Genomic DNA, 11,446 nt, shown 5'->3' with positions numbered 1-11,446 from the left:
GCCCCACGGTCCGCGTCATCCGAGGAACTGGGTGACGCGGGACCACGCCGTCGGGGTGCCGGACACGGTGGGCGCGGGACGCTCGTTACGCAGCCGGCGCCAGACCTGCCGGGGGCAACGACCCTTGGGACGGCCGTCGGTGAAGTCCTGGTAGGGCACTCTGAGCGGCTGGAGGCCGATCTCGACCCAGTGGTCCTTGCCCGAGGTGAAGTCCCAGCCGTCGTTGGGGATACGGATGTGATCGTCACGGCCGTCCTTGTTCTGGCTGGTGATCTTGAGGACCTCGGCGTGGTGGAGCCGGCTCCTCATGACCACGCAGTAGCGTTCCTTGCTGCCCTCGGTCTCCCGGAACGGCACCGCCGCGTGCCAGATCTCCCCCGGACCCGGGCGACGGCCTCCCGAGTTGAGACCGCCCCTGTCCCACCAGCGCACCGCAACCAGACACAGGTACGCGGTGAGGCCGGCGGCACCGCACTGTGCCATCGCGCGCGCACTCCACGTGGGTGCGTCGAACCGGTCCTCGGCCCAGTGCGCGGCTATCTGGCCGAGCACGAACACCGCCGCCGCACGAGCGAGGAGGACCCACCGGGCACAGGGCCGCCGACGGCCCGCGAACAGGGCCACCCCCACGGCCGCGGCGACGGGTATGCCATACAGAACCGCGTACTGCGCCGGGCCCTCCACCTGCTGCGGCGGTTCCTGCGACGCCATCAGATCGGGCAGGGTCACCGGTAACGCCAGGACGTAGCCGACGATCATCCACACGTTCAGCAGCAGATAGCCCTTGACGGCCACGCCCAGGCAGGACGCGTTGGTGCGACGGGTCACCGGATCCCCTCTTCTTCCGTGCCGGATACCGATCTTCTTTTGTGCTCGGATGCCGAATTATTCAGGCAGCCGGCATCCCGAGGGACACAAAGTCGAAGGTTTCCGGACGGACGGCGATCACGGACTCACGGAGACCCGGCACTCGTCACAGGACCTGTGCGGCACGAGCCGACGACAGCCAGCCGGGGAACTCGTGCAGGATCCGGTCGTAGAGGAGGTCGTCGGGCACCTTGCGCGGATCGCCGGGGCGTCGTTCCGTGTCCTGTCCATGGTCACCGCTCTCGTGTCGCGTAGCGCCCGCCACCCTCGCGGTCGAGCCGGTTCCCCCGGGCGGAGTTGCTCAAGGCTGTGGCAGCGCCCCATCGCGTGCGGTAACGGGAAGTGGACGTCCCGACGGGGGATTCCTCAGCGCGATGCGCGCAGGGAAGCATCCAAGGCACTCATGAGGCGGGCGACGCGACTCCTGCCCGTCGGCGCGAGCGGATACCGGCCGAGAACATCGATCAGGACCGGCGTGGCACGTCGCCGAGCCTGCTCGATCGCCTTGTCCCCGACATCGGGATCGTCGCCCGCGCTCAACTCGGCCACGCGCGCCGCACATGCGGCCCCGCGCAGGATGTGACCCACCTGCGTGGCCTTCGCCAGGGGGTGCAGATACGCGGCGGCCGCGGCGTCGCCGGCGGCGCGCGCGGCGAGGCGTGCGGTCTCGGTGGGCGCTTCCTTCGCAGCCCGGTGCGCGTCCAGCGCGGTGACGCGCTGCGCGTTGGTCCTCCGCGCGCCGTTCGCGAACTCCCGGGCGGCTTCGACGGCCGCGCGGGGCCGGAGATCACCGGGGACGGCCTCCTCGAACACCGGAAGGACGTCCTCGGCGCTCTCGACCACGTAGCGCACCACTGCGCGCAGCTCTTCCATGGTCAGCTCGAAATCACCGGCACCGGTCGCCATGACCCGATTCTCCCATCGCCGTGGAGACCGGTCGCGTCCGGCGCGGCACGGACCCGGGCGCCCGCCGACGCGCTTACGCGGTCAACGAGTCGGGACACGGCCCCACCACGGAGGTCTTCCACCGGCCGCCCTCGCACCGCGGCAGGCCCCGCGTTCTCCGCCGCAAGGGCCCGCCACCAGAACCAGGTTCAGGACCCGCCGACGGGCTCGGCGGCGGGCTCGGCGACGTCGGCGGCACGGGCCGCTTCGTCCCGGGCCATGCCGAGGAAACGCTGAACCGTCTGGATCGGCATGTCGAGCCCCTCCGACGCCTCCTGCACGCCGCCGAACACCTGCACCGCCTCGGCGACGGCCGTGGCCACCTCGACCTCGGCCTTACGGACCTTGGCCTCGGCCTTGTCCACGGTGTCGACCACCGCCAACTGGCGGCGCTGCTTCTCCTGAAGCCGCTGCTTGCGGGAAAGGGCTCTGTCGGAGTTCACGTTCTGCACAGACATGGCCAAGATCATAATCAGTGGCCCGGGCGCCCGTGAAATCCGCAACTCGCCCGCGTCACGTGGACGTTCCCGGTTCGGGGTTCCTCCACGGCGGCCCGCCGTCGACGCATCCGCCCGGCGGGTCCCGTGCCGGGAATCCGGTCGCCGGGAACGGGCCGGGCCTGACAGGGTGTGCGTCATGGACTCCGAGCCCGAGCGCCCCGCCCCGGTCCGGCACCGCGACCACGGCACGTGGCTCGTCCGGTTCACCCGCCGGGTGCTCGTGGTCTGCCCGGGGTGCGGCGGCCGCGCGCTCGTCGTCCCCCGGCCGGGCATCGCCGCGCCGGACCACTTCGGCCAGTTGCTCTTCCAGCCCCGCCGCCTCGCCTGCGCCGGCTGCGGTGCCGTCGCCGACCGGACCGCCGAGGAGCGGGGTGGAGGCCTGGTCGGCGCGGTCCCCGGCGGCACCGAGGACCCCTTCTTCCGCCGGCCGCTCTGGCTTCAGACCCGCTGCGCGGGACGGATCCTGTGGGCTTACGACGAGGAACACGTCGACGCCCTCGCCGCCTACGTGGGCGCACGGCTGCGCGAACGGCGCGCCTCCCCGACGATGGCGATGTTCGCGCGACTGCCGGCCTGGATGAAATCCGCCGGACGTCGTGACGAGGTACTGGCCGGCCTGGCGGACCTCAGGGTCCTGGCGGGGCTCTCGGCCCCCGCGGACCGTTCCGACGCGGCCCACGAACGCGGCGACCGCCCGCGCCACCACGGCAGCCTGCTCTTCCGCGGCGGCCCCTACTAGGGCCTGCCGGACAACCCGGATCAGGGTCTATTCGGCCCAGGCGCGCTCCAGCACGGCGCCGAAGGCGGCGGGCTCCCGCCCGATCAGCCCGGCCAGCGTGGGGTCGACGGCGGCAAACTCGCCGTTCCGCGCCGCCGCGAAGATGCTCAGCATCAGGTCGGCCACCGGGGCCGGGGCGCCGTGCGCCAGTGCCTGCTCGCGGAAGACGTCGTCGGGGACGACGGTGCGGGTGAAGGGCCGTCCGGTGGCCCGGGAGGCGATCTCGGCGACGGCGCCGAAGTCGAGCGTCGCCGCGCCGGTGAGCGGCGGGGTGGGCCCCTCGAAGCGGCCCTCCTCGGTGAGGATCGCCGCGGTGGCCTCCGCGAGGTCGTCGTGGCCGGTCCAGGCGACGGGACCGTCCGCGGGGAGGGCGATGTCGCCGGTGCGGCGGGCGGACTCCAGGAACTGCAGGGCGCTGGCCGCGTAGAAGCCGTTGCGCAGCGCGGTCCAGGGCAGGCCGGTGGCGCGCAGCAGGTCCTCGGTCCGGGCGTGGTCGCGGCACGCCTGGAAGCGGGAGTCGTGGGCGGCGCCCATCTGGCTGGTGTAGAGGATGCGGCCGGCGCCGGCCTTCACGGCGGCGTCGACGGCGGCGCGATGGCTGGCGACGCACTCCTCTCCCGTGCGGTCGAGGGAGACGAGGAGCACCTGCCCGGCACCCTCGAAGGCGTGCACGAGCGAGGCGGGGTCGTCGAAGCTGCCCTGCCGGACGCGGACGCCGCGGTCGGCGAGGTCCTTCGCCTTGCGGGGGTCGCGGACGCTGACGCCGACGCGGTCGGCGGGGACGCGCTCCAGAAGGCGTTCGACGGTGCGGCGGCCGAGCTTTCCGGTGGCTCCGGTCACGATGATCATTGGGTTCTCCCGAGGATGTTTCCAGTGGAATCATTTCGACGGTAACACTGGAATATCGATGGAATCAAACCTTCGATATCATCGGTTCATGGTTACGCGCGACACCACCGACAGCCCTCGTCACCGCATCGTCGAGGCGGCCGTCGAGCTGCTGGAGAGCGGCGGCCCGGAAGCGGTGAGCACCCGCGCGGTCGCCGCCGCGGCCGGAATGCAGCCGCCGGCGATCTACCGCCTCTTCGGCGACAAGGAGGGGCTCCTGGAGGCCGTCGCCGAGCACGGCTACGCGCAGTTCCTGGAGAGCAAGCGCGCACGGCTCGACCCCGACCCGCGGGACCCGGTGGAGGAGCTGCGCCGCGGCTGGGACATGGTGGTGGAGTTCGGGATCTCCCGCCCCGAGCTGTTCGCGGTGATGAACAGGGCCACCGGCCGGGGGGCGGACATGGCGCACCGCGCGGGCCTGGAGATCCTCCACGGCCGGGTGCGCCGACTGGCGGCCGGGGGGTGGCTGCGGGTCGACGAGGAGCTGGCCGCCCAGATCATCCAGGCCACCGGTCGAGGCACGGTCACCACCTGGCACTCCACCCCGGCGGAACGCCGCGATCCGGCGCTGCTGACCGCTCTCCGCGAGGCCATGGTCGCCGCCGTCACCCGCGCCGAACCGGTGGTGCCCGCCGCGGAGACCGGTCCCGCCGCGGCGGCCCGCGCGCTGCGCGCCGCCCTCCCCGACGACGCCGATGTCCTGAGCGACGCCGAGCAGCACCTGCTGCGCGAGTGGCTCACACGCCTGGCGGCGGACGGTGGCGCTCCGCACGCCTGATCGCGCGTCAGGAGCCCTCGTGCGGGTCGGACCTCCCGGTCCGCGCCGGGCCGCTGATCCGTCCGCCGATCCGTCCGGTGGCGGATCGACGAGGCGGACCGGCAGGCCGTCCGTCCTGAGCCGCCCCGACGGAACAGCCCGCGGACGAAGGCTTCCCACGGCTCACGGGCTTCCTACCGCTCGGCCGGAACCGGCCGCCGGAGCAGGTACACGCCCGCGACCGAGACCAGTACGGCCATGCAGGCGATGAACACCAGCCCGGCGCCCTCCAGTCCGATCGGGCCCACCAGCAGTCCGACCCCGATCACCGGCACCGAGATGCCCGCGTAGGCGACCACGAACAGGGTGGAGATCACCGCCGCGCGCTGCTGCTCGGGGGACGCCCGGGCCACGGTGGCGAGGGCTCCGCGGAACGCCAGGCCCTGGCCGCCTCCGCCGACGACCGCGCTCAGCACCACCAGGACCATGAGGTCCCATCGCAGCGCGCCCGCGAGCAGCGCGAGGCCGGCGAGGAGCGCGGCGCAGCCGAGCGGCAGCGAGCGCCCGGCTCCGACCCGGCCGACGGCGAGCTGTCCGGCGGTCGAGGCGAAGAAGGCGAGCGCGACGACCAGTCCGCTCACGGCGTGGTCGGTCACGTCCAGGGACTCGGCGAGGAACGCGGGGCTGACGGAGGTGAACACCCCGAACAGGGCGAACCCCACGAACGCGGCGATCGCGGGCGGGGTGAACACCGGCCGCACCTGTGGGGGCAGGCCGGGCCGTTGCGGTCGTACGGTGCTCAGCGGCCGGCGTTCGCGTACGGTCTCGGGGAGCCTCGGCAGCACGGCGGCCGAGAGCGCCACCAGGGCGAGGTGGACGGCGAACGGCAGGTACAGCGGCCAGGGGGCGTACTGCGCGAGGAGGCCCGCGAGCAACGGGCCGCAGCCGAGTCCGCCCATGTTGGCGGCCGTCGCGACGAAGGTGGCCCGGGCGGTGCCGCCCGGCGGCGCGAGTTCCATCACGTAGGCGGTGGCGGCACCGGTGAACAGGCCGGCGGACAGACCCGACATCAGCCGCCCCGCGTACAGCCAGCCCAGCCCGGTGGCGGCCAGGAAGCAGAGGGCGCTCGCCGCCGCGAAGCCGAGGCCCCACAGGAGCACCGGACGCCGCCCCACCGTGTCCGAGGCGTTGCCCGCGAGCAGCAGTACGCCCATGACCCCGAAGGCGTACACGGCGTACACGACGGTGACGGTCAGCTCGGAGAACCCGAACTTCTCCCGGTAGAGGCCGTAGAGGGGGGTCGGGAGCGTGGTGCCGGCCATGCAGACGGCGAACACCGCTCCGCTGAGCAAGCACTGGCGCCACCCTCGGCGATCACCGTCCATGCCGCCGACAGTAACGGCGTGGCCGCCGCGATCCGGGCCGACGTGCCGCCGGACAGGACCGTGCGCCGCGAACCGGGCACGGTCCGCCCTCCCTTCGCGGGAGGACGGACCGTGCCGACGGCCCCTCAGGGGGCAGGGGCGAGGCGCGCTCGGAGCGGCGGGGAGGCCTGGGCCGGGCGCCTCGTCGTCAGGGGCAGCCGGCCGGTGTCGCCCGTGACGCGTCGTGGATCAGCGCGTCGTGGGCGGCCTTCAGCCGGGCCACGTCGGGCTTGACCACCGCGCGGTCGTAGGTGACCAGGCCGTTCAGTTCTCCTTCCACGTCCGAGATCTGGGTGCAGACGGCGCCGTTGCCGCCCTTGCAGGCGAGCTTGTGGACCTCCGCGAGCTCGGCCAGGTAGTCGTCGGTGTACGTGGAGGGGTCGACGTCCACGTACGACTGCTGCACGGACCAGGCGTGTCCGGGCACCGCGAGTCCAAGGCCGCCGTACTCGCCGCTGACCAGGGCCCGTCTCCCGTCCGGGTGCGGCGGCAGCGCGGGGCTCGGGTAGCCGTGCTCGTCGATGATGTCGCCGGTGCCGCCGTCCGTGCCGAGGTTGATGCCGGACATGGAGTTGACGAGGCGTGTCGGGTCCCACGCCTTGGCCTGGTCGGCGACGCGGGCCTCGTCGTACTGGCCCCAGCCCTCGTTGAAGGTCACCCACATGACCACCGACGGGCTGCTGATGTGCTCGTCGATCATCTGCTTCATCTCGCGCTCGTACTCGGTGCGGGACGCGGCATCGGGGTTGACCCCGGCGGTCATGGCGGGCATGTCCTGCCAGACCATCAGGCCGAGCCGGTCGGCCCAGTAGAACCAGCGGTCGGGTTCGACCTTGATGTGTTTGCGGACCGCGTTGAAGCCCATCCGCTTGTGCAGCTCCAGGTCGTGGGCGAGGGCTTCGTCGGTGGGCGAGGGCTTCGTCGGTGGGCGCGGTGTGCAGGCCGTCGGGCCAGAAGCCCTGGTCGAGCGTGGCCATCATGAAGACGGGGCTGCCGTTGAGGACGGTGCGCGGGGTTCCGTTCACCTGCTTCACGGCGATCGACCGCATGCCGAAGTAGCTGCCGACGCGGTCGGCGCCGACGCTCACCTTCAGGTCGTAGAGGAAGGGGTCGTCCGGTGACCAGAGGTGCGGGTCGGTGATCTTCAGGACGAGGGGCTGTCCGGTGCGGCCCTTCACCGTGGCGACCCTGCGGTGTCCGGCGTACGCGGTCGCGGTGACCGGCACTCCGTCCCGGACGCCCTTCGGTTCGACGGTCAGCCGGCCGTTCTCGACGTCGGGGGTCAGCTTGAGCGAGTCGACGTGGTCGGAGGCCACGGGCTCCATCCACACCGTCTGCCAGATGCCGGAGGACGGGGTGTACCAGATGCCGCTGGGGTCCAGCCGCTGCTTGCCGACGGGCTGGTTCTCGCCGCCCTGGGCGTCGGTCGGGTCGTAGACGCCGACGATCAGTTCCTGGGTGCGGCCGGGCTTGAGCGCGGCGGTGATGTCGACGCCGAACTTGTCGTAGCCGCCCTGGTGTTCGGTGACCTTGGTGCCGTTGACGTAGACCTCGGCCCGCCAGTCGACGGCGCCGAAGTTGAGCTGGAGGCGCCTGCCGGAGCCGACCTTCCAGTCGGCGGGAACGGTGAAGGTGCGGCGGTACCACATGCGGTCCTCGTGCCGTTCGATGCCGGAGAGCTGGGACTCCACCGGGTAGGGCACGCGGATCTTCTCGGCGAGCTTCCTGCCGACCGGGGGCTGTTCGCCGGCCTCGGCCGGGGCGAACTGCCAGGAGCCGTTGAGATCGCGCCAGTCGGCCCGGGCGAGCTGGGGCCGGGGGTACTCGGTGCGGGCCTTGCCCGCCTCGACGTCGTCGGCCCACCTGGTCCGCAGCTCATGGGTGGAGCGGTTGGGGCCGCTGCTCCAGAAGGGGTTGACAACGTTGCCATCCTTCGCGGAGAGGCCGCCCAGGCCGTCGTAGCGCAGGTCGGCGGTGCCCTTCGCCGTGCCGGCCTTGTTGCCGACGACGGGTTCCTTCAGGCCCAGGATCAGGGACTTGGGGTCGGCCGGGTCCAGTCGCGCCGTGGTCAGGGGCCACTTGGCACCGCCGATGACCGCTTCGACGTGGTCGGTGAGGCCGGCCGGGGGCGCGGTGAGCGGCTGGGCGAAGTCGAGGCGGAGGCTGCGGCCGTCGGCCTGGACCGTGGTGGCGACGGCGCCGTCGTAGGCGTATCCGTCGGGCAGCCGGAGTGCCGACCGCGGGACGGCCGCCTTGGTGCCGCCGGGCGGGGTCCAGCGCAGGTGGAGGTTGGAGCCGCCGAAGTGCTCGAAGTACTCGACCTTGATGTCGTACGCCTGTCCGGCGGTCAGGTCGATGGGCCGGGCGGTCTGTTCGCGGTCCCAGTCGTCGACCCAGTGGTCGATGGCGAGGTGTCCGTCGATCCACAGCCTGAAGCCGTTGTCCCCGATGATCGAGAACGTGTGCGGGCCGGTCTCCTCGGGGACGATCCGGCCGGTCCAGCGGACACTGACGTCGTCCGACCGTCCGGTGGCGAAGGAGAGCCGGGGCTCCAGGTTGTCGAAGTCGAGGTTGGCGTCCAGTCCGGTGGCCTCGAGCTGGTGGAAGTCGAAGGCGCCGGGGGCGGTCTGGGTGTAGTACTCGCCCTTCAGACCGTGGACTTCCACGGGGTCGTCGGCTGCCGCGACGGCCGGGGCGGCGGCGAGTCCCGCGAGGCCGAGAACTGCGACGAGCAGGAGTGCCACAGGGGTTCGGAGTCTGGTCTTGCGCACGGATCCTCCTTGGCCGAGGAAGGGTGGCGGCTCGTTGCTTCAGTCTGTACAACGTTGGAAGCAACGGGAGTTGGCATCACAGCACGGGTCCCGCCCTCTGTCCAGGGCCATGACGAACACCCTGGTGACAGAGGCGCACATCGATGAAGAGGAGATCCCTTGCGGGTCAGCCTGAAGGACGTCGCGGAGCGCGCCGGCGTCTCGATCAAGACGGTTTCGAACGTCGTGAACAACTATCCGCACGTCACTCCGGCCATGCGGGCCCGGGTCCAGGAAGCCATCGACGAGCTGGGCTACCGGCCGAACCTCACGGCGCGCCACCTGCGCAAAGGACGCACGGGCATCATCGCCCTCGCCGTCCCCGAGCTGGGCAACCCGTACTTCGCGGAGCTGGCGGGAGCCGTGATCGACGCGGCCGCCGAGCACGAGTTCACCGTCCTGCTGGACCACACGCGCGGCGACCGGCAACAGGAAGTGCTGGTGAGCCAGGGTTTCCGGGCCAATGTGATCGACGGTCTGATCCTCAGTCCGCTGGAGCTGGAGGACGAGGACCTGCGCTCCCGCGCGGACGACGTGCCCCTCGTGCTGCTCGGCGAACGGCGTTACGAACCGCCCTACGACCACATCGCGATCGACAACGTGTCGGCCGCGCGTGGCGCGGTCCGCCACCTGCTGAGCCGCGGACGCTCGCGGATCGCCTACCTGGGGGCCCGAACGGATTCGGCCAACAGGCCCGCGCATCTTCGACTGGCGGGCTGGCGCGCGGAGTTGGTGGAGGCCGGGGTGCCGGCTCCCGACGAGCTCGTGGTGCCGGTCGGCGGCTGGGACCGCGACGAGGGCGCGCGGGCGATGGCCCGGCTGCTGGACTCCGGGGTGCGCCCGGACGCCGTCTTCGCGTACAACGACCTGGTCGCGATCGGCGCCATGCGGGTGCTGCACGAGCGCGGTCTGCGGGTGCCGTGGGACGTGGCGGTGGTGGGCTTCGACGACATCGAGGAGGGGCGGTTCGGCGCGGTCACCCTGACGACGGTCTCGCCGGACAAGCAGGCCATCGCGCGCATGGCGGTGGCCTCCCTGCTGCGCAGCCTGTCGGGCCGGACCGAGCCCGGCGGACGTGAACTGACCGCGGATTTCCGGCTGGTCGAGCGCGAGAGCACGCTGGGACGGCGCTGACGGGATTTCGGACGGAGGGCTTTACAGGCGTCTTTCAACGATGTAAAAACCTCCCGGGACGACGAGTACACCGAGTTGACCGCAAGAGCCGATCTTCCCCGGGAGCGCTCTCAGCGCCGGGGCCGCGCCGTTTGGGGACTCCATGAAGCCGCTCGCAGCACGTCATCGCACCCCTGCCAGAACCCTCCTCGCCACCGGCCTCGTCGCGAGCCTCGCGCTCGTCTCCGGATGCGCGAAGTCCGAGGACGACAACGCGGGCAAGGACCCGGGCTCCGCCGGAGCGAGCGACCGGGGCCAGGTCGTCGCCTCCCCGTCGACGGGCTCGGGACCGACCTGTGCCATCGACGCCTACGGCGCCGAGAAGATCGACCTGAAGTCGGCCACCGTCGGTTTCTCCCAGTCCGAGAAGGAGGCCAACCCCTTCCGGATCGCGGAGACCGCCTCGATCAAGGCCGAGGCGGACAAGCAGGGCGTGAAACTGCTGACGGCCAACGCCCAGTCGCAGTTCCCCAAGCAGATCAGCGACGTCCAGGACCTCATCGCCAAGGGCGCCGACCTCCTCGTGATCGCACCGCTCAACTCCGACGGCTGGGAACCGGTCCTGCGCTCGGCGTCCGCCAAGCACATCCCGATCATCACCATCGACCGCAAGATCAACGCCACCGCCTGCAAGGACTACGTGAGCTTCATCGGCTCCGACTTCGTGGAGCAGGGCAGGCGGGCCGCGGACCGGATGATCGAATCGACCGGCGGCAAGGGCGAGATCGCCATCCTGCTCGGCGCCGCGGGCAACAACGTGACGACCGAGCGCACCAAGGGCTTCGAGGACCGCATCAAGGAGAAGGCCCCGGGCCTCAGGATCGTCTTCAAGCAGACCGGTGAATTCGCCCGGGAGAAGGGGCAGTCGGTCACCGAGAACCTCATCCAGTCCAAGCCCGGCATCACCGGGATCTACGCCGAGAACGACGAGATGGGCCTCGGCGCGGTCAACGCCCTCAAGGGGGCGGGCAAGAAGCCGGGCGCGGTGAAGATCGTGACGATCGACGGCACCCGCAACGCGGTCCAGGGCATCGTCGACGGCTGGATCGACGGCGTCATCGAGTCCAACCCGCGCTTCGGGCCGCTCGCCTTCCAGACCCTCGACAGCTTCACCAAGGGCGGGAAGGTCTCCCAGGACGTCGTCATCCAGGACAGCGCGTACACCAAGGACAACGCCGAGGCCGACCTGGGCAAGGCCTACTGACACGGCGTCGGTGAACGGCCCGCCGAAGACCTTCCCCGGCGCAGGACGGCATCACCACGGAAGACCCGCACCCCCCCGGGCCGGGCGTACCGGGGGTTGA

The 11,446-nt window shown here is 71.6% G+C and carries 10 protein-coding genes and 1 pseudogene; 4 read left to right on the top strand and 7 right to left on the bottom strand.

Going from position 1 to position 11,446, the window contains the following annotated elements:
- Positions 1–15: 15 nt before the first annotated feature.
- From ACFW6B_RS32015 to ACFW6B_RS32000, 4 genes are all read right to left on the bottom strand, one after another.
- Entirely contained in the window at positions 16–828 is an 813-nt protein-coding gene (locus tag ACFW6B_RS32015) for a hypothetical protein (protein ID WP_386601547.1), read from the bottom strand.
- Between the two features lie 145 nt (positions 829–973).
- Complete coding sequence (locus ACFW6B_RS32010; RefSeq protein WP_386601545.1) at positions 974–1,132, bottom strand: hypothetical protein; 159 nt, start codon at positions 1,130–1,132, stop codon at positions 974–976.
- Between the two features lie 101 nt (positions 1,133–1,233).
- A complete protein-coding gene (locus tag ACFW6B_RS32005; protein WP_386601543.1) occupies positions 1,234–1,773 on the bottom strand; it encodes a putative immunity protein in 540 nt (179 codons plus the stop codon).
- Between the two features lie 188 nt (positions 1,774–1,961).
- Positions 1,962–2,270, bottom strand: a complete 309-nt coding sequence (locus ACFW6B_RS32000) for a hypothetical protein (RefSeq protein WP_386601541.1) — start codon at positions 2,268–2,270, stop codon at positions 1,962–1,964.
- Between the two features lie 178 nt (positions 2,271–2,448).
- On the opposite strand from ACFW6B_RS32000, the gene ACFW6B_RS31995 reads away from it, so the two are divergent.
- Positions 2,449–3,051 (top strand): hypothetical protein, encoded by a 603-nt coding sequence (locus ACFW6B_RS31995; RefSeq protein WP_386601539.1) that lies wholly within the window; start codon positions 2,449–2,451, stop codon positions 3,049–3,051.
- Between the two features lie 27 nt (positions 3,052–3,078).
- Here ACFW6B_RS31995 and ACFW6B_RS31990 read toward each other — a convergent pair whose 3' ends face one another.
- Entirely contained in the window at positions 3,079–3,939 is an 861-nt protein-coding gene (locus ACFW6B_RS31990) for an SDR family oxidoreductase (protein ID WP_386601537.1), read from the bottom strand.
- Positions 3,940–4,027: 88 nt separating this feature from the next.
- Between ACFW6B_RS31990 and ACFW6B_RS31985 the strand changes: the two genes are divergently transcribed.
- A complete protein-coding gene (locus ACFW6B_RS31985) occupies positions 4,028–4,756 on the top strand; it encodes a TetR/AcrR family transcriptional regulator (RefSeq protein ID WP_386601534.1) in 729 nt (242 codons plus the stop codon).
- A gap of 173 nt (positions 4,757–4,929) precedes the next feature.
- On the opposite strand, the gene ACFW6B_RS31980 is transcribed toward ACFW6B_RS31985, so the two are convergent.
- Positions 4,930–6,120, bottom strand: coding sequence for an MFS transporter (locus tag ACFW6B_RS31980; RefSeq protein WP_386601532.1), 1,191 nt, complete (start codon positions 6,118–6,120; stop codon positions 4,930–4,932).
- Between the two features lie 187 nt (positions 6,121–6,307).
- Positions 6,308–8,930: pseudogene (locus tag ACFW6B_RS31975) on the bottom strand (PA14 domain-containing protein).
- A 159-nt stretch (positions 8,931–9,089) separates the two neighbouring features.
- On the opposite strand from ACFW6B_RS31975, the gene ACFW6B_RS31970 reads away from it, so the two are divergent.
- Positions 9,090–10,103 carry a LacI family DNA-binding transcriptional regulator gene (locus ACFW6B_RS31970; RefSeq protein ID WP_386601530.1) on the top strand — a complete coding sequence of 338 codons (1,014 nt, stop codon included), beginning with the start codon at positions 9,090–9,092 and terminating at the stop codon, positions 10,101–10,103.
- A 142-nt stretch (positions 10,104–10,245) separates the two neighbouring features.
- The gene (locus tag ACFW6B_RS31965) at positions 10,246–11,346 is read left to right on the top strand and encodes an ABC transporter substrate-binding protein (RefSeq protein WP_386601528.1); all 1,101 of its coding nucleotides are present in this window, start codon (positions 10,246–10,248) and stop codon (positions 11,344–11,346) included.
- Positions 11,347–11,446: the final 100 nt, after the last annotated feature.

It is taken from the genome of Streptomyces sp. NPDC058751 (assembly GCF_042746485.1).
GTDB lineage: Bacteria > Actinomycetota > Actinomycetes > Streptomycetales > Streptomycetaceae > Streptomyces.
The sequence above is the reverse complement of the archived record's forward strand: the minus strand, read 5'-3'. Positions and strand labels throughout refer to the sequence as shown.